17 protein-coding genes and 1 pseudogene are annotated in these 18553 nt (G+C 60.9%); 13 read left to right on the plus strand and 5 right to left on the minus strand.

The genetic code is table 11. The features are described from left to right. Positions 1 to 2 precede the first annotated feature (2 nt). From NX84_RS03315 to eccB, 5 genes are all read left to right on the plus strand, one after another. Positions 3 to 1013 (plus strand): DNA-directed RNA polymerase subunit alpha, encoded by a 1011-nt coding sequence (locus NX84_RS03315; protein WP_039673770.1) that lies wholly within the window; start codon positions 3 to 5, stop codon positions 1011 to 1013. 77 nt (positions 1014 to 1090) lie between these two features. Further along, positions 1091 to 1612: a 50S ribosomal protein L17 gene (gene rplQ, locus NX84_RS03320; RefSeq protein WP_039673772.1), complete on the plus strand. Its 522-nt coding sequence runs from the start codon at positions 1091 to 1093 to the stop codon at positions 1610 to 1612. A 101-nt stretch (positions 1613 to 1713) separates the two neighbouring features. Continuing rightward, the gene (locus tag NX84_RS03325) at positions 1714 to 2547 is read left to right on the plus strand and encodes a trimeric intracellular cation channel family protein (protein WP_039674330.1); all 834 of its coding nucleotides are present in this window, start codon (positions 1714 to 1716) and stop codon (positions 2545 to 2547) included. 15 nt (positions 2548 to 2562) lie between these two features. Continuing rightward, complete coding sequence (gene truA, locus NX84_RS03330) at positions 2563 to 3420, plus strand: tRNA pseudouridine(38-40) synthase TruA (protein ID WP_039673774.1); 858 nt, start codon at positions 2563 to 2565, stop codon at positions 3418 to 3420. 55 nt (positions 3421 to 3475) lie between these two features. Then, positions 3476 to 4762, plus strand: a complete 1287-nt coding sequence (gene eccB, locus NX84_RS03335; RefSeq protein WP_039673776.1) for a type VII secretion protein EccB — start codon at positions 3476 to 3478, stop codon at positions 4760 to 4762. Positions 4763 to 4916: 154 nt separating this feature from the next. On the opposite strand, the pseudogene NX84_RS12495 reads toward eccB, so the two are convergent. Further along, positions 4917 to 5888, minus strand: a pseudogene (locus NX84_RS12495) (S8 family serine peptidase); the annotation flags it as partial. Beyond that, positions 5885 to 7192 (minus strand): type VII secretion integral membrane protein EccD, encoded by a 1308-nt coding sequence (gene eccD / locus NX84_RS03345; RefSeq protein WP_039673780.1) that lies wholly within the window; start codon positions 7190 to 7192, stop codon positions 5885 to 5887. The pseudogene NX84_RS12495 and the gene eccD, both read right to left, overlap by 4 nt. A 129-nt stretch (positions 7193 to 7321) precedes the next feature. On the opposite strand from eccD, the gene eccCa reads away from it, so the two are divergent. The 8 genes from eccCa to NX84_RS03385 all read left to right on the plus strand — a co-directional run bounded on the left by eccCa (position 7322) and on the right by NX84_RS03385 (position 16679). Then, complete coding sequence (gene eccCa / locus NX84_RS03350; RefSeq protein WP_174519845.1) at positions 7322 to 11005, plus strand: type VII secretion protein EccCa; 3684 nt, start codon at positions 7322 to 7324, stop codon at positions 11003 to 11005. 26 nt (positions 11006 to 11031) lie between these two features. After that, complete coding sequence (locus NX84_RS03355) at positions 11032 to 12132, plus strand: type VII secretion-associated protein (protein ID WP_039673785.1); 1101 nt, start codon at positions 11032 to 11034, stop codon at positions 12130 to 12132. Between the two features lie 181 nt (positions 12133 to 12313). Further along, positions 12314 to 12631: a WXG100 family type VII secretion target gene (locus NX84_RS03360; protein ID WP_039673786.1), complete on the plus strand. Its 318-nt coding sequence runs from the start codon at positions 12314 to 12316 to the stop codon at positions 12629 to 12631. A 55-nt stretch (positions 12632 to 12686) separates the two neighbouring features. Beyond that, on the plus strand, positions 12687 to 12974 hold the full coding sequence (locus NX84_RS03365) for a WXG100 family type VII secretion target (protein ID WP_039673789.1): 288 nt from the start codon (positions 12687 to 12689) through the stop codon (positions 12972 to 12974). A gap of 420 nt (positions 12975 to 13394) precedes the next feature. Next, on the plus strand, positions 13395 to 13838 hold the full coding sequence (gene rplM / locus NX84_RS03370; protein ID WP_010189505.1) for a 50S ribosomal protein L13: 444 nt from the start codon (positions 13395 to 13397) through the stop codon (positions 13836 to 13838). Beyond that, complete coding sequence (rpsI, locus tag NX84_RS03375; RefSeq protein ID WP_039673791.1) at positions 13838 to 14374, plus strand: 30S ribosomal protein S9; 537 nt, start codon at positions 13838 to 13840, stop codon at positions 14372 to 14374. Before rplM ends, rpsI begins: the two co-directional genes overlap by 1 nt. Positions 14375 to 14594: 220 nt before the next feature. Beyond that, the gene (locus tag NX84_RS03380; protein ID WP_126297592.1) at positions 14595 to 16001 is read left to right on the plus strand and encodes a hypothetical protein; all 1407 of its coding nucleotides are present in this window, start codon (positions 14595 to 14597) and stop codon (positions 15999 to 16001) included. Positions 16002 to 16010: 9 nt separating this feature from the next. Next, the gene (locus NX84_RS03385; protein ID WP_126297593.1) at positions 16011 to 16679 is read left to right on the plus strand and encodes a hypothetical protein; all 669 of its coding nucleotides are present in this window, start codon (positions 16011 to 16013) and stop codon (positions 16677 to 16679) included. Here the strand turns inward: NX84_RS03385 and NX84_RS03390 are convergent. Genes NX84_RS03390 through NX84_RS03400 form a run of 3 tightly spaced genes read right to left on the minus strand, consistent with a single transcriptional unit; the run spans position 16676 to position 18452 of the window. Next, positions 16676 to 17356, minus strand: a complete 681-nt coding sequence (locus tag NX84_RS03390) for a hypothetical protein (RefSeq protein WP_039673797.1) — start codon at positions 17354 to 17356, stop codon at positions 16676 to 16678. The genes NX84_RS03385 and NX84_RS03390 overlap by 4 nt on opposite strands. Then, positions 17353 to 17907: a hypothetical protein gene (locus NX84_RS03395; RefSeq protein WP_126297594.1), complete on the minus strand. Its 555-nt coding sequence runs from the start codon at positions 17905 to 17907 to the stop codon at positions 17353 to 17355. The genes NX84_RS03390 and NX84_RS03395 overlap by 4 nt, the downstream gene beginning before the upstream one ends. Then, on the minus strand, positions 17904 to 18452 hold the full coding sequence (locus NX84_RS03400; protein ID WP_126297595.1) for a hypothetical protein: 549 nt from the start codon (positions 18450 to 18452) through the stop codon (positions 17904 to 17906). The genes NX84_RS03395 and NX84_RS03400 overlap by 4 nt, the downstream gene beginning before the upstream one ends. Positions 18453 to 18553: the final 101 nt, after the last annotated feature.

Here is an 18553-nt window from a genome sequence, read left to right on the forward strand (position 1 = left end):
CCATGCTTATTTCCCAGCGTCCTCAGCTCACCGAGGAATTCATCGACTCGTCTCGCTCCAAGTTCGTCATCGAGCCGCTCGAGCCGGGCTTCGGCTACACCCTCGGTAACTCGCTTCGTCGCACGCTGCTGTCCTCCATCCCGGGCGCAGCAGTAACCTCCATCAAGATTGATGGTGTACTCCACGAGTTCACCACGATCAACGGTGTGAAGGAAGACGTCTCCGAGATCATCCTGAACATCAAGGGTCTGGTCCTGTCCTCCGACTCCGATGAGCCGGTGGTCATGTACCTGAGCAAGGAGGGCCCGGGTGAGGTGACTGCAGGTGACATCCAGCCGCCGGCTGGCGTGGAGATCCACAACTCGGATCTGCACATTGCATCCCTGAATGAGTCCGCCAAGCTGGACATGGAACTCGTCGTCGAGCGCGGCCGCGGCTACGTCCCGGCTGCCGCTACCTCTGGGGAAATCGGCCGCATTCCGGTCGACCAGATTTACTCCCCGGTACTCAAGGTCTCTTACAAGGTCGAAGCTACTCGTGTTGAGCAGCGTACTGACTTTGACAAGCTGATCATTGACGTCGAGACCAAGAACTCGATTTCTGCCCGCGACGCTCTGGCTTCTGCCGGCGGCACCCTGGTCGAGCTCTTCGGCCTGGCTCGCGAGCTGAACACCGCCGCTGAGGGCATTGAGATTGGCCCGTCCCCGCAGGAGACGGAGTACATCGCTGCCTACAGCATGCCGATCGAGGACCTGAACTTCTCCGTCCGCTCCTACAACTGCCTGAAGCGTCAGGAGATCCACACCGTTGGTGAGCTCGCCGAGTGCACCGAATCGGACCTGCTGGATATCCGCAACTTCGGTCAGAAGTCGATTAACGAGGTAAAGATCAAGCTGGCTAACCTGGGTCTGGCTCTCAAGGACACCCCTGAGGACTTCGACCCGACCCAGCTCGAAGGTTACGACGCAGAAACCGGCGACTTCAAGGACCCGGCTTCTGAGGATTCCGAGTAAAGAATTCCGCTGAATCGTAACGGCGCTTGTGAAGCGCTCGTTGCGCGCTCAATTAATCCGCACACGAGGAGTACACAATGCCAACCCCTAAGAAGGGTGCCCGTCTCGGAGGCTCCGCTAAGCAGCAGGCACACATGCTGAGCAACTTGGCAGCTAGCCTGATCGAGCACGGCGCAATCAAGACCACCGATGCCAAGGCGAAGGTTCTTCGTCCGTACATCGAGAAGATCATCACCAAGGCTAAGTCCGGCACCGTTGCTGACCGCCGCGCTGTTCTGAAGCTCATCCCGCACAAGGATGTTGTTGCCTACCTCTTTGATGAGCTGGCACCGAAGTTTGAGAACCGTGAGGGTGGCTACACCCGCACCATCAAGCTGGAGAACCGCACCGGTGACAACGCCCCGATGTCTCAGATCTCCCTCGTTCTCGAGGAGACCGTGACCTCCGAGGCTAACCGCGCTACCCGCGCAGCTGCTTCCAAGCAGGCTGAGGAAGCTAAGGCCGAAGAGGCTGAGGCTGAATCCGCTGAGGAAGCAAAGGCAGAGGCAACCGAGGCAGAGGTCGAGGAGACCGCTGCTGAGGAGTCCGAGGAGAAGTAAACTTCTCTCGCCTTAACTAGGCCGCAGTACCACCTTAGGTGGGGCTGCGGCCTTTTGTTATGCTTTCTGGGCTATATAACCCCGACCAGAACGTATACTCTATGACCCCGCTGTTTACTGTGCTGTACGTAATCGGCATCGTCTCCGAGGCGATGACCGCTGCGCTGTCCGCTGGCCGGCAAAAGATGGATCTGTTTGGCGTCATCATGTTGGGCGCAGTCACCGCATTGGGCGGCGGCACGATCCGCGACATGGTGCTGGGCGCCTACCCGTTGACGTGGGTGGCGGAACCGCGCTTCCTCTTGGCCGTGGTGGCCGCCGCCGTCGCCACGGTTTATATGTCCTTCCTAATGCACTATTTCCGGCATGTATTCTTGCTTCTCGACGCCCTGGGCCTTGCGGTATTCAGTGTCCTTGGTGCTCAGAAGGCCTTGGAACATGGCCATGGGTTGGTTATCGCTGCCGTGGCTGCGGTGCTGACCGGTGTCTTTGGCGGTATTTTGCGTGACTTGTTGTCCGACCGTATCCCGCTGGTCCTGTCCGCCGAGCTGTACGCCTCCATTTCTGTTCTTGCAGCCTTTTCTTATGCGGGATTGATGGAGCTGGGGCTCAGCGATGAGGTCGCTGGCGTCGTGACGGTATGCCTAGCGCTGGCGCTGCGCGTGGCTGCGATCTACTTTGGATGGTCGCTGCCGGTGTTTGAATACCGGGGAGCCGAACAACCCATGGACCCGCGCCTGCGCTTGTCTGCCCGCATTGTTCGGGATGGCGCCCGCAAGGCCAAGCGCAAAGCCGGCCAGGCCAAGAAGAATCTAAAGCACCCCAAGCGGGCTGGCTATGCCGCTTTGAGCAAGCTGGGCGTGAGCAAGAGCGCGAAGCGCCAGCACGCGGCCCAGGATTGGGAACTCAATCGCGAGTGGAATGCCAACGACTAGGTAGAATCAGCATCCATGACTAACGTTCGCCTTCGCCTAGACTTGGCCTACGACGGCACCGACTTCCACGGGTGGGCCAAGCAGAAGGGCGGCCTGCGCACTGTTCAGCAGACCGTTGAGGAGAAGCTGAGCATGGTGCTGCGCCACCCAGTGGAGCTCACCGTGGCTGGGCGCACCGATGCCGGAGTGCATGCCAGCGGTCAGGTGGCGCACTTAGATACCACACGGGCGGCGCTGGGACAGCGCAGCATTGACGGCGATCCCACCAAGCTGGTGAAGCGCTTGGCCAAGTTGCTGCCTGCCGACGTCCGCGTCCACGCCTGCACCGAAGTTCCCGCAGATTTCGACGCGCGCTTTTCTGCCTTACGCCGCCGCTACGTCTACCGCATCACCACCCATCCGCGCGGTGCACTTCCGACTCGCGCACGCGATACCGCGACGTGGTTCAAGCCAGTGGACCTGGAGCTAATGCAGGCCGCGGCCGATCAGCTGGTGGGGCTCAATGACTTCGTGGCTTTCTGCAAGGCGAAGCCGCACGCCACGACCATTCGCGAGCTCCTTGCCTTTGAGTGGAAGGACGTGTCGACGCCCGCGGAGCCGCAGCTCTACGAGGCGCACGTAACCGCGGATGCCTTTTGCTGGTCCATGGTGCGCTCGTTGGTGGGCTGCTGTTTGCGGGTGGGGGAGGGCTCGCGCGGAGTTGACTTCGCCGCCCATATGCTGCGGGAAGAAAGCCGGTCCTCAGAGATCCCGCTTGCTGATGCTCAAGGTTTGAGCCTGGTGGGCGTGGATTACCCCGATGCGGACCAGTTGGCCGCGCGGGCGGCGATGACCCGTGGTCGTCGCGCTGCGGAGGATACCGAGTTGGGTTAATCTAGAACCCACTGCGCCGTGGGAGGGTGGCGCTCAGATTCGGGGGAGGATTCTCATGGCACGCGCGTTGCCAACGACCAAGGCCCAGGTGTCGGGCCACAAGTTCCTTTTGCGCCGCCTCGAGCACGGACTCGTGTTTGGGGACATCCGCATGATTCATGATCCATTGAAAAGGCGCCAGCGCGCTTTGCTTGGCGGGGTAGCCGCAGTAGCCTTCTTGAGTCTTGGCTCGGGGCTCATCGCGTGGATGCAGCCGGACCCGCGACCCGGAGATGCGCCCGTCGTGCGTTCTTCCGAGGGGCAGCTCCTAGCGCTGGTCAACGGAACCTACCACCCGGTGGCTAATTTGGCTTCTGCCCGGCTCATCGCCAACGAACCGGTGGAACCCAGCGCTGCTGGGGAGTCCTTCCTGGAGCAGGTCAGCTTGGGCACACCATTGGGGATTGTAGATGCCCCGAACCTTCTGGCGGCCGGTACGGGGGAAGAACCGGGCTGGGCGGCGTGCCTGGAAGAGTCCACGGAGGGTGAGAATTGGCAGTCCAGCAACCGCGTTGGCACCGTGACAGTTATGGCGCATCATGGTGTGCGGGGTTTCGATGAAGAGCAGGCCGCCGTGGCGGAATCTGATGGAACCCAGTGGTTGCTCACCGGACAGGGCCGCGTCGTCCTGCCGGAGGCCACGAGCACGCAAGGCCGTGTGCTGCGCCGTGCTTTGGGCATGACGGCAGAAACAGCGGTGTGGAGCGTTCCCACGGAGTTGCTCAATGCCTTCGCTGAGCTGGAGCCGCTGAGTTTTCCGGCCGTGCCGCCGGAAATCCTCGATACCGGCGAGCAGCTCTGGGCCCGCACGGAGCAGGGCGTTTTCGCCATTACCCCGACGCAGGCAGAGATGCTCGTGGGCGTCGGCGCGCAGCGGCTCCCCGCGCAGGCCCAAGACGTTGCTGCGCTCAGCGACGTCCCACCAACCTTCCACCTTCCCACCACCCGCGTCGAGTTCCTCTCGCCCGAGCAGGGTTGGTTGTGCGCGACCCACCACCATGGCGCGGGTAGCGCAAAGCCGGTCACCGCCACGGTGGCCCTGCCGGGTGAATCGGCAGCACAACGCTTTGCGGGCTTGCAGGCAGGGGTAGGCGTGGATAGCGGGCACGGTTATCACGTGGTCTCATCCACCGGTAGGCGGCACGAGCTGGCCGGCGCTGCCGAGCTTAATTCCCTGGGGCTTGATGAGCCGGAACAGGTGCCATGGGAAATTCTGCGCTTGTTGCCGGAAGGCTCCGCGCTGAGCCGCGCTGAGGCCTTAAAACACGAGCACTCACTGCTGCCACCAGGAGAAGGAAAGTAAGAAGCGCCAGCAGCGTACGGACTCGTGGCCAACTAGCTGAAGGCGGTGGGGCGTGCGGTATCACGCTGATGTCGCGGTATGGGTTCTCGCTTTCCAGCGGACGGTAGGTCAGCGCTGCAAGCGGATCGACCACCCCGTTGCCTGGCTCTGCCGAGCCGATGATGCGCTCGCGTAGCTGGGCCGGAGAATCATCGGGGTAGCGCTGCGTGAGGAGAGCGACCGTTCCACTGACCAGGGGAGCGGCGAAGGAGGTGCCTTGGAACAGCGTGTCGCCCTTGGCGGTGGCCCACCCACCACCAGGTTCAAGAGCAAGGGGGACGTCGCCCTCAGCGCTCAAAGGTGCTCCAATGGAATAGTCGGCGAGTTCGTGTGGAGTGGCCAGAGCACCGACGGAGAGGACCGTATCTGCCACGGCGGGAAACACGACGTCGCCCTTGTCACAGCCACCGGAGGTCGCATTTCCCGACGCCGCCACCACCACCGCCCCCGCATCCTCCGCGCGCTGCAGGGCGGCATTCAAGCCAGATCGATCGACCCGTGCCGCAGAATCCGATGGTACGCAGGAGACGACGGATACGTTGATGACGTGGGCCCCGGCATCAACGGCATCCTCAATGGCTGCTGCCAAGCTGGCTAGCGTTCCGGAACCCGATTGCTCAGTATCTTCGCTCGGACCGTTTGCGCCTTCTGTATCGGCGGGCGGCGGGGTCCGATAGTGCGCGCTGGTCTGCCGGATGGAGTAGATTTCCGCATCTGGGGCCACGCCGAGTTCGCGTCCGGCAATGACACCGGCCACGACAGTGCCGTGCAGGTCGCAGTCACGCAAGGGGTCGGGTTCCTCCGGAGTCACGAAGTCCGCGCCAGGTGTTACCCGCAGCTGCGGGTGGGCGGCCACGCCGGTATCAATGACTGCGACTTTTACCCGGGCCCCCGTGGCAAAGGAATGCAGGCGCGAGCGGTACTCCGCATACTGCGCCGAGGGCTGCGGTCCCTGTGCCGCACGAGTGGCTTCCGCGCAGGCGGTATCCGGCTCACGGGCAGCAGCCTGCGAACTATCCACAGCTGATCCAGCACAGAGCAGCCCGACACTGAGCGCCATCGCCCCGATGTGTCTGCTGGCTGTCATGAGCCCAGTCCCCGGATGAACTCGAAGAGCCCTGCTAAGTGTGCCGCGAGCGGTAAGCAGGCAGCCAATGCGAGGGCTTCGGCCCGCTCGAACCACACGATGGTGGTCGGCTCCACGTGGGCAAGGGCGTCTGCCCACATCGGAGCTGAGAGCATCGCGATAATGACGAGCCCGGCAACAACGCTGAGTACCCATGTCGTGGTTGTCGGGGAGGACAACAGCTGCCATTCTCGCACTGCCACGGCTACCGTAGCACTGGCAGCGGCCACCCCTAAAAGCCCTAGTGCCCAGGCAGCCACGGTCCGGGCATGCCGTGCTGCATGGACGATGACCCCGCCCGCAATACTCAGGCATAAGGCTTGGGAAGCCCGGATTGTCTCAGCGTCATGGGCGCTCAGCGCGATGAAGAGCACTGCGGGAATACCAGCCAGCGTGCAGCCCACCGCGATCCCCTCGTAGGTTAGCCCGGCGCGCCGGGCTTTGTCAGCGTTATCGGTAGGGACGTCGTCTGAAATGCTCAAATCTTGACCGGCGGTGGGCAGCTGCGGCACGCGCAGACCAGCCAACCTCGTGGTGAGGAGGGGCGCGCCAGCGAGAAGCCCCATGATGGCGGCGAGGAGCGCGGCAGCGCCCAGCAACCCGATGACCGCGAGCACGCACCACGTTCCGGCTATCGCTCGTGCCCGCAGACCGCCGGTGCGCAGGAGGTGGGAAAGGAGCGCCAAGATGGCCAGTGCTGCAGCTGAACCGGCAAGCGCCGCCGAACTCGCGTCAGAGCCACCCACGCCGAACCAGCCGGCCAGTCCAGCAGCGATATGTGCTGCGGCCAACAGCGAACCGCGCCGCGTCCACACCGCCAGCACGACAGCAAGAACTGCTGCGGCGGCGCAACCAAGCGCTGGGGACAGCGCTGCGGTGAGAAGCGCGCCGATAGCGATGATCGCGGCGCAGCCCCACACGCCTGCGAGACCCTCCAGCGTGGTTGATGGTGCGTCGGCAGCGAGCGCTTCCGCCGCATCCCGGACAATCGGGGCGGGCGGTGATTCCTCCGGGCTGAGCACCAGCACGGAGCCGTCCTCGAGCGGAGTGCGGTCGAGCGGTGAGGTCATCGATACGGCCTTGCCCGAAGCGGTCGTAGCGCGCCAGAGGATGGGGGCAGGAGGGATGTCGACAAGCACAAGCAACTCTCCCAGCACCTCCCCGACGCTCGCGGATAAGGGCAGGGATACATCTGCCTCTTTGCGTGCTTGGCCTGCATGGATGCGGACAGTGACGTGAATGGAATGCGCGAGTGCGCGGGTCATGGAAAGTACCTCCCCCGAGAAAAATTTCTGGGCTACCCCTTGCCCATTGCCGTTCATTGTGGCTTACTGGTGGCACGCTGTCCACCGCTGAAGGAGGCGGTGGAGTACTTCGGGGGGAAGGACTTTTACATGCGCGTACCTACACGCGTCGTTGATTCGGGGCCGTCAGCTTATCGGGAGCCAGCGCCGCCACTGCCGCAGGGCACTATCGAAGCCGAGGCTGTGCCTGAGGCTGTGCGCGCCCAGCCAGTGCCGCTCGTGCGCCTGCTTATGCCGCTGGTCATGATTGCGGCGATGCTGGGCATGGTGGCGCTCATGGTGCTGGGGGCAGGCGACGGGCGCCGGATGAGTCCCATGAGTCTGATGTTCCCGCTCATGATGCTGGCCAGTATGGCCATGATGTTCAACCCATCAAGTGGTAGTCAGGACCCGGATGAAACGCGGCGCACCTACCTGCGCCACCTCAAGGCGTTGCGGGAGCAGGCCGTGGAACGAGGTGAGGCGCAGCGCGCGCATGAGGAACACCGCAATCCCACGCCGCGCCAGGCGGCCGCGCTGATAACAAGTCCGCGCCTGTGGGAACGAGGACCTGATGCACCCGATGCGCTGGAGGTGCGGGTAGGAACGGGCCCGATGGCGCTGTGTACGCCCATCACTGTGCCGGATTCAGGTGCGGCAGAGGACCTCGATCCGGTCTGTGCGGTGAGCGTGCGACAGACCGTGCGGGCGGTAGGAACGCTGGCGAATATGCCCGTGGTCATCCAGCTGCAGGCCTTTCCCATCGTGGGTCTGGCCGGGGACGATGCCGCGGGGGTAGCGCGAGCGATGCTGCTGCACCTCGCGGTGCTCCACGGCCCGGAGACCGTGGGGATTGAGTATGACGGCAACGAGTGGGACTGGCTCAAGTGGCTGCCGCATACCCGCGAACCGGAGCAGGCGCACTTTTGCATTCGCGTCGTCGAGGACGACCCCACGGAAGGACCCGCCGCGCTTGCCGACGTCCCCCTCAACCACCCCACGGTCACCCTCGCCGTGGGTGTCACACCGCATTCACCTTTGGGCCGAAGAGCCGAGGAAGAAGGCATTTACCTGCACACTGACGGTGAGCTCTCCGTGGTGACCGCCGCGGGTGAGGAGAACCTAGGGCGCTGCGAGCATATCGACACCGCCAGCGCGCTGTTGTGGGCGCGCCAACTAGCGCCCTACCATCGGCCTCTCGGCAGCGACGCCGGCTCGACCCCGCGGCATGGGCGCGATGCCGACCTGCCTACACTCGTGGGCTATCGTGACGTCGACGAGCTCGTTGCGTCCGGAATGTGGCACGGGCGAACCCCCTCCGAGCGCCTGCGTGTGCCCATTGGGGTAGACGACTCCGGGCAGGCAGTGTTTCTTGACCTGAAAGAATCCGCCCAGGGAGGCATGGGGCCGCACGGGCTGTGCATCGGTGCAACCGGCAGTGGAAAATCGGAACTTTTAAGAACACTCGTCGTCGCTCTTGCCGCCACCCATAGCCCGGATGAACTCAACCTCGTCCTCGTGGACTTTAAAGGAGGCGCGACCTTCCTCGGCTGTGATGAATTGCCGCATACTTCCGCGGTCATCACCAACCTGGAAGAGGAATCCACCCTGGTGGAGCGCATGTATGACGCCATCTCTGGTGAGATGAACCGCCGCCAGGAGTTGCTGCGCAAGGCCGGCAACTTTGCCAACGTCGGTGAGTTCAACGCCTCTGACGACGCAGTGAGTGAATACGGCCCACTTCCTGCGTTGATCATTGTGGTCGATGAGTTCTCCGAACTTTTGGGCCAGCACCCAGACTTCGCGGAACTTTTTGTTGCAGTGGGCAGGCTTGGCCGCTCGCTCCACGTGCACTTGCTCTTGGCATCCCAGCGCTTGGAGGAAGGCCGCCTGCGCGGTCTTGATTCCCACTTGTCTTATCGCATCGGTTTGAAGACCTTCTCCGCTGGTGAATCCCGCCAAGTCCTAGGTGTGACGGATGCCTACCACCTGCCTGCTCAGCCCGGCGCGGGCTACCTCAAGACCGATGCCGATGCGCCAACCCGTTTCCAAGCCTCCTATGTCTCTGGTCCGGTCACGCGCCGAGTGGTGCGCGAGGGGAGTAGCCGCGCAGTGTCGCGCGTTGAACTGTTTACTGGCTGGCAGGCATTGGAGGAAGAATCGGAATACACGATGCTCGTGGATTCCTCCACCACGCTGTTGGCCACCGTGGTGGGCGCTGCCCGCGATGAAGCAGCCCAGCGCGGCCACGCAGCCCGCCGTATCTGGCTGCCACCGCTGCCCCCGCTGGTGGAGCTGTCTGCCGTGGCGGCTTTGGCCAGCGACACGCGCGCCGGGCTGCGCGCGGAGGTCGGGCTCATCGATCGCCCCTACCACCAGCGCCAGGACCCACTCACCGTGGATTTCACTACGGGTGGTGGACACTTAGCGCTATGTGGCGGGCCGCAGTCAGGAAAGTCCATGGCCTTGCGCAGCATCGTCGCTGGTCTGGCATTGAACCACTCGCCAGGAGAGATTCGCTTCTACGTCATCGACCTCGGCGGCGGGCAGCTCAGAATCTTAGAACGCCTGCCGCACGTGGCGGGTGTTGCCGGCCGCGACGAGCCTGAAAAGGTTCGGCGCATTGTTGACGAAGTGGCCGGCCTTGTACGCCGGCCGGAAGAACGTCATACCTTCCTCATCATCGATGGTTGGCACCACATCGGTACCTCAGGCGCGGATTTTGAGGACTTGTCTGAGCCTATTACCCAGTTGGTGGCCGATGGTGCTTCCGCCCGTATCCACGTGCTTATTGCTGCTGCGCGCTGGACCAGTTTGCGACCGTCTATTCGTGACCTCATCTCGGCGCGCCTTGAGTTGCGTTTGGGCGAGGCTATGGATTCCCTTATTGACCGCAAAGCGCAGCAGAAGCTTCCGGCCGCACCTGGGCGCGGTATCACGGTGGCGGGGGAGAATCTACTCTTTGCTTCGACCTCCGCACAGGACATCGCCCACATTTGCGGAGTCCACGCAGATGCGGAAGCCGTGCCGGCGCTCAAGATGCTGCCCGCGCTTCTCACCGATCTGCCCCAGCCTGCCGACGGGGTTATACCTCCTGGCATCGCATGGGGAATTGGTGGTCCCGACCTTGAGGTTCTCACGTGGGATCCGGCGACGCAGCATCACCTTGTGTGTATCGGCTCGCAGGGAGCCGGAAAGTCCCAATTCCTCAGCGTCATCATGGCCGGCATTAGCCGGATGGGCAGGGAGGCAGCGCGCCTGGTGGTCATCGACGAGCGCCGCGCACATTTGGGGACGCTGGAGGAGGAGATGGTGGCGGCGTATGGGGCGTCGGCAAGCGCGGCAACCCAAACCATTATCGATACTGTTCGCACCCTGGAACAGCGCCTGCCTGGACCAGAGGTTACTCCCGCGCAACTTGCCGCGCGCAGCTGGTGGGACGGCCCTGAGATCTTCCTCGTCATCGATGACCTTGACCTGGTCAGTGAAATTGCGCTCGCGCCTTTGCTCGAGCTTCTTCCGCATGCCCGGGACGTGGGATTGCACCTGGTCCTGGCGCGCAAGTCCGGCGGCATCGGCCGCGCGCTATTTGGCCAATTCCTCTCAGCCGTGCGTGATCTGCAGCCAGCACTGCTGCTTCTCGACGCCGACCGTGACGAAGGCGCCATCTTCGGCATCAAACCCACAGCCCTGCCGCCAGGTCGCGGCCAATGGGTAGTGCGCGGCGCGGCCCAAGGCCTGGCCCAGGTGTATGTGCCGCACGAGCACAGCCCAGCTGACCCCACAACTGATTAAGACACGACTCATTCAGGAGAAAACTCATGACCACTAGCCATGCGCTGCGCAGCACCAATACCCAAACGACGACCCTGACAGTGACGGTTCTTGATGCTGCGACCATCTATGAAGGCCCCGAGACTGTCTACCGCTACGACCTCCCCGGAACCGGAATTGTTGAAGGATGGGCCCTCGATACCGTCCTTGACCAGGTGGAAAAGATCTGCGGAGCCGACTGGCCCGACGTCACCGTTGACGTCATCGACGATCCATCCGGAACGGAAATAAGTACGGAGGCCGTGGCAATTCTGCGCCGCCAGCTGCGTGCCGCAGGAGCCAGTGTTGTAGAACCTGAACCCCCAGCCGTACCAGCGCCGCCGCCCCCGGTGAGAAGAAGTGCAGTGCCGGATAGTGATGATGCCGACGATGATGCGGACCTCATACCTGGCAGAACGCGGCCGCCTCGGCCGCGTCGTTCACACCGCGCTGCAGTCCCACGGTTCCCGCTTGACATCGACCCTTTCTATATCGCCATCGCGGTCATGGTGCTGTTGGTGGCTGGGGTGTCGTGGTGGGCGGTGGGCCGTAAAGACGCAGCCCTTGCGGCGAGCTCGTCGGTTGACGGCGCCACCGCCACCGCTGTGCCCAGCGGGTCGCCATCACCCAGATCAACGGTGGAGGCACCAGTAACAGCCACCGCTGATACCCAGGATTCTTCCGCACAGGATTCCGGCAGCCAGCAGTTGCGCCCGGGACAGCAGGTCATCGAGGTCGAAGGTATGTCTCTGGTCCTGCCCCAGGGCTTTCGCACCAGCGTGGAGGATGGCCTAGTCACCGCTGCAGGAGAGGACCCGAACCTGCGCATCCTCCTGGCAGCGGATCCGCTCTTCAACGTGCCCGTGGACGTCCTCTTTGACGAAATCAGACAGCAGATTGAGTCTGACCCATCGCTGCACGACCCAGCCGAGGAATCTGGCCGTCTGTCCTATACCGAGGACCCTGGTGATGGCTCACGGGTGACATGGATGATGTGGGAAGACAAAGGCCATCAGATGTCGGTGGGATGCCACACCAAGTTTGAGCCCAACGTAGTACAGAAAGCTGCTTGCCGGATGGCCGCAGAATCGCTGGTCAAGAAGGACTAGCGCAAGCGAATCGAAGAAAAAATAAAAAGTTTGGAAGGGCCGGGAACCGATGGGGTGCAGCTTCAGTCCAATAAAGATGAGAAGGACAACAGGGTGCTTCTCGGGGGACAGATTCACGAACTAAAAGCCCTTGTACTGAAGGGATTGGCCCCACGAAGGGATACAGAAAGGGACAAATACTATGACTCAAACTTTCCGCACTGAAGCCGACGTCATGGTGGCCACTGCCGGCCGCGTTGACTCCACCAATGATGAAGTTCAGGGAGAGCTCACCCGCCTGCAGGGCGTGGTGGACTCGGTCCGCGCCAGCTGGTCCGGCCGCGCACAGGTGTCCTTCGACAACCTGATGCAGCGCTACAACACCTCCGCGCAGCAGCTGCGTGAGGCCCTGACCTCTATCAGCGAAAACATCCGCGACAATGCTCGCAACTTTGATTCGGTTGAGGCTGACAACGCCCAGTCCTTCGACAACGTCGGCGGCGCGGGCCTAGCCCTCTAAAGTACGCGCCGAATAACCACCATTAATCCACTGAACTACACGCAAGGAATACTTCATGTCTGGAATCAAGTACCAGTTTGGCGCCATTGCCGGTGCCGCCGCTGACATCAACTCCACCTCCGGCCGCATCAATGGCCTTCTCGGTGACCTTAAGTCCACCCTGCAGCCCATGGTTTCCACCTGGGAAGGCGAGTCTGCAACTGCTTACAACGCTGCGCAGGCCAAGTGGGACAAGGCAGCCGCGGAACTCAACACCGTGCTCGCCACCATCTCGCAGACTGTCTCCCAGGGCAATGACAACATGAGTGACGTCAACCGCCGCGCCGCCGCTAGCTGGGGCTAAGCGGGCCGAATCTACGTCTTTCGCAGCAAGCTGGATCCCAAGCACCCTTCTTCATTACCCATTCACAATCGTGAGCGGTGAATGGCGCGGACAAGGGACGAGGAGAGGCTGGACGCACCACCATCAACTCGTGCGTGGGAACCACTGCTTGCTGTGCGAAAGGCGCCGGTATCGCTTCTCGTCAACGTTTCTTCTCCTGATTCCCCCTTTTTCATAAAGAGGAGAAACGTTGGCGGGGGGCGATATCGGCGTTTTGGGTTTTTAACCTGCTGCGTACTAAGGTGAAACACCTATGTGTCTGCACCCTTTTGTTGAGGGGTGCACGCGGACTGCAGGTCCCCACCGGCCGCTGTATGTACCCGCGTATGGGCTTACATAGCGATGGCCGGCAGTTCCGAGACAGACTTTCAAGGAGTCATTTTGTCTACTTTCCACCCGAAGAGCGGTGACATCACCCGCAAGTGGTACGTCATCGACGCTACCGACGTGGTTCTGGGCAAGCTCGCTTCCACCGTGGCTGACATGCTGCGCGGTAAGCACAAGCCTCAGTACGCACCGAACGTTGATTGCGGCGACCACATCATCATCCTTAATGCGGACAAGATCCACATTTCCTCCAACAAGCGCGAGCGCGAGATGCGCTACCGCCACTCCGGTTACCCGGGCGGCCTGAAGTCCATGACCCTTGGTCAGTCCCTGGACGCCAACCCGGTCCGCGTTATCGAGGAAGCTGTGAAGGGCATGATGCCGCACAACAAGCTTTCCAACGCCTCCATCAAGAAGCTGCACGTTTTCGTGGGCGAGGAGCACCCGTACGCCGGCCAGAAGCCGGAAACCTTTGAGTTTAAGCAGGTGGCACAGTAATGACCGAGCAGAACATCGACAACAACGTAGCCGACGCTGCCGACATCGCTGCAGCAACCGCCGCTACCGAAGAGTTCACCAACACCATTGGTGATTCCCTGGCACCGGAGACCGAGGCAGAGGCTGAGACCGCTGCTCCGGCTATCCACGAGGGTCCGATCCAGACCGTTGGCCGCCGTAAGCGCGCCATCGCTCGTGTTCGCCTCGTTGCTGGTTCTGGCAACATCTCCGTCAACGGCCGTGCCTTTGACGAGTACTTCCCGAACAAGCTGCACCAGCAGGACATCCTGCAGCCGCTGACCATCCTTGAGCGTGATGGCCAGTTCGACATCAAGGTCACTGTCAATGGTGGTGGCCCGACCGGTCAGGCCGGCGCCCTGCGTCTGGCTATTGCCCGCGCACTGAACGTCTACAACCCGGCTGACCGCCCGGCCCTCAAGAAGGCTGGCCTGCTCACCCGTGACGCTCGTGCCGTGGAGCGCAAGAAGGCTGGTCTGCACAAGGCACGTCGTGCCCCGCAGTACTCCAAGCGTTAATCTGCGCTTACTGCATTTTCCGAAAGCCGCTGCTTCCTTTATTGGAGGCGGCGGCTTTCGCCGTTGGTGGAGAGTATGTTCTCTCCGCAAATTCTCAGGGCGCTACCTGACTACATGCCATTAACATGCTGCCTGTCTTGGTCTTACTCCCATGGGGAGTAACCCGGTAAGTTTCCCGTTCGTGCAGCGCAGCTGTGTGATCCTCCTTATACTAAGCGGCGTGAATGTGATTGTGGAAAGCGTAAGGGACGCACTGGCAGTTCCTGTCGATGCCGCGAAGCTGCTGTGGCGCTACCTGCCGCAGCTGGTCACCGTGATTGCCTTATCGCTGGCATCACGAGCTGCGGTGCTGTGGCTGGCAGTTGTAGTTTCTTCAGTTTCGCCCCTAGCGGCAACCCTGATCTTCCCCTTTGCGCCGCTGTCTGTGATGACAGGTGTCATCATATGTTTTTGGATCATGCAACCGTCGATGGAGTTTTTCGGCGGCGAGACCCGCTTTACCAAACTTGATAAAACCACGCTTCTGACCGTCGGCGGCCTGCTCATTCCGTTCCTCACCGTGTATTCTTCCCATGGACTGCTGCGCGATGACGGACGCACGTTTGTGTATGACAGCATCACCATTGAGGTGGCCACTAGCTTTGTGGATTATGACTTCGGGCGCTCATTCATTAGCACTGGATGGCTTTTTGTCGGCTTTATCCTTTCCATCCTTGTGCTGCGCAAGCTCATCGGTGCGCTCAAACTAGGAGAGCGTGCTTTCGGCATGGCTACTGCCGCGGCCTACCTTGAGATTCTGTGGATGGCCACGGCGTCACTCAGCCTCAGCAGCAATCTTGACAAGGTCCGTACTTGGATTCTCACCCGCCAAGGCATCGGCCCAGTCTGGGATGCAATTGTGAGCGCCAAAGATTGGATAGTTGAGCACACAGGACTCATTGGCGCTCCGATCGGATGGTTGTGGAGCAACGCGGCGCAAATGGGCAACTTCATCGTCGTTCCTTTTGCCTGGTTGACCTTAGGTGCGGTGGTGTACAACACGAGTCTGACTAGGGAAGAAGACAAGAAGTCCTCCTCGGAGGACACGGTTCCTCCAGAGCAGACGGTGGCTGATGCCCCCATTGAAGGCCCCGCTGAGAGAGGCAGGCTCTCCCCGCATGCCGAGCAAAAGATGTGGGCCGAGTACGGCCGCCGCTACTCTGAAGCGGCATTCCGCACGACTCGTGACATGCTCGACAACGCTGCGCAGCCAGTGGTGGGACCCTTCCGCAGTGCGTGGCGGAACTTCAAGACGCTGACCGTTGCAGGTGTAGTCCCGATGCTGACATTCTGCTTCGTCTTTGTTCTGGCATCAGCCGCAGAGCTGGGCGTGATTTATGCCCTGCGCGCCATCATTAAACCAATGGCCTTAGGGATCATCACGATTGGTCTGGAGCCTTATGTACTGGTTGTGGCACGCGCAGTCTATTTCATCGTGGCGCTACCCCTCGTTGTGGCCGCGCTGGACCGCTTCCTCAACGCGGAATACGCCACAGAGGAAGAACTGAATGAAGAAGCCGATGGCGATGTAGATGAAGCGCCGGAAGCAGAAACCGAATCAGCCACAGCTCCGGCAGGAGAGAAGTAGGTGGAACAGGTGACGCAGACTACGGAAAACTTTCAATCCGCCGAGGTGGACCGCGCGGAGGCTACTACTGATTCTTCCGGGCAGATGAGCTCACGGAAACTCAACATCCTCACTGTGATTATTGCAGTAGTTCTGGTTGCTGGCGGTATCACCGTGGAGCAGATTAAACGGCATGACACTAGTGATGAGCTGGCACGCCCAGACCTGCGCGAAGACCACATTGTGAACCTGCGCCCTGAGACCGAAGACGTACTACCAGAGACCTTTATTGAGAAGGTTGCGTTGTGTAGTGAAACCGCGCTTCTGTCAACGAATGCTTTGCTCGAAGGTGCCCATGGCTATTCCTGTAAGCTGTGGCTCACCCAGGAACAAGACTCACAAGGGCTCATGACGTTCCTCAGCCCACGGAACGTCATCATGGGGGAGGAGGCGGAGAAAATTTACCGCGCCTTGCCCGACTACCACGATGAGGCCTTCCAGACGTCGACCCGGACTGTCCGTGAGGCGAGTGGATCACAGCCGGAGATCCTTGTCAATGAATGGGGCAAAGATGGGTTCGGTGGCGGTGACATCTTTGTCTACTACCCGCAAGAAAAAATTATGGTGTCCTGGCCTTGGAACAAGACAGATCCGGGTGCGCAGGACGTCGAGACGGTTGTGAGCGGGGAAGGCTTCTAAGAGCCCGTGCCCAAGCGGACCTCGTGCGGGGCGCCCCACGTGACGAAGAGCTCAATGGGCTCGAATCCGACGGTAGTGACGAAGTAATACGTCATTTCCCATTTCTCTGGGCGCTTGCTGGGCTCGGGGATAATGTTGGCATCTAATTCAAACGGATTGATCGCCATCGGACCTTCTGCGCCTTCTGGTTCGCACAAGTTGGGAAAGGCAGCGGGAAAATCGACGGGCGCATCTTGTGGGGAAACCACGAGGCGGACAGGTTGCTCGATTCCTTCGGCATTCCGAAGTCCCACCTCGCATCCTTCGAGTGGGTTTTCCGGATCCGCGTGCCACACTACTGAGGCTTTGTAGACCTCAGTGTCGCCGGGAAGCTCAGGCGGATCCATCAGATTTTTATCCGCGTACGCGGAGCTGAATTCAGAGCGTTCAGCTTTTTCAAGGATGTCGAGCTCGACCGTTGCGGAGCGTTGAACGGCGTCCTTATCCACCTGGTAATCAAAGCTGAACTCGACTGGTTCCTGCTTGCCTGCCTGAGCAATCGAATGCACTGACAGTGGGCGATAGCCGTGGACCAAGACTGAGGAGGAAGCGGCCACCATCACAGCGAGCGCTGGGATCGTTGCTGCCCACCACCACGCTTTCGAGTGCTTCTTCGATGCTGTGTCCTGTTGCGTCATGCTTTAACCTCCACGGCGGTGTGAAGCTCCTTGCCCATAGGAACTGGCTGCTGGTGGAAATCACCGAGGACGTTCTCTACCTCTAGCTCCAGCGTGGCCGAGCCCAGTGAGTCTTTTGGAAGTACAAAGATACTGGTGCACGTCATCGGCAAAGAGGTCACTTCAGCGTCACATTGCGGTGAAGACGTGCGGAAAACACGCCCTTGGGAGTCTTCCAGCTTGGGAATCAAGGGGTATGTGTGCGTGCGTTCCAACGTGAAATCAATGGCAACTTCATAAAGTTCGTTGAGCTCTTCGCCTTCGGGTAGCGTGCCGGTAAATTCTGCATAGTCCGCAGCAGGCAGTGGGCGGGCGTGGGCTTTAACCTGGCTGATTCTCGTGTGCCCAGGGATTTCGTCCATGTACTCAAAGTGGGCGAACTCAACATCACGTGGCTTTGGCATTTGGTTACTAATAAAAATGCCAAGGGAGGTGATCGCTGCGGCGACGGCGACCATCGGTATCTTTTTACGGTTGAGCAGGGGCCGAGCGGAAGACTTGCGATGCGTCATGCCAACTCCATCTCTGCTACGGGCGTGGGATCAAACCAGCGGTAGGACATGTCCAAGCTAGACTTGCGTACCGTCAAGTCATTGAGGGTAAGCACTGTCCCGGGAACGTCATCCACGATGATGTCGAGAGCAAAAGGGACCCCAGGGTTGGCATTCGTTACCGGACCATTGTGCAGTGACGGTGAAATGGAAAACTGGTCAAACGGTAGAGGCTCACCATTCTTGGTCAGCGTAAACGTCTGCTGGAAGTCCGAAAATGCTGCGTCCTGAGTATTGAGTACGGTGGCGGTGACATGGACTTGGCCGTCCTCAATGCGCGGCTCGTCGAAGACCACATGGGCCTGTGTTAATTCCACCGTCTCACCTGGAGTGATGGTTGCTGGCTCCTCTGTATTTGCAGGTTCGGTATTGCCGAGCACAAGAAAGACGGCAGCGACAGCGAGCGCCACCATGTTGAACTTGGTGACCACGCCGTCTGTCAGTGTCTTTAGAGCTCGAAATCCCTTTGAGCCTGTGCGGCTCATCACGCCTTTTGCGTCCGCCATGTCCAACATTCAAGCAGAAGTTGGCATGCTGCGCGCGCCAAACGGGGAGTTTCCCCAGCGCACGGCATTGCACTGAAGCTTCAGGACGGGTGTAGAGCCCC

Origin of the sequence: Corynebacterium minutissimum (assembly GCF_000805675.1) — a bacterium.
Classification (GTDB): domain Bacteria; phylum Actinomycetota; class Actinomycetes; order Mycobacteriales; family Mycobacteriaceae; genus Corynebacterium; species Corynebacterium minutissimum.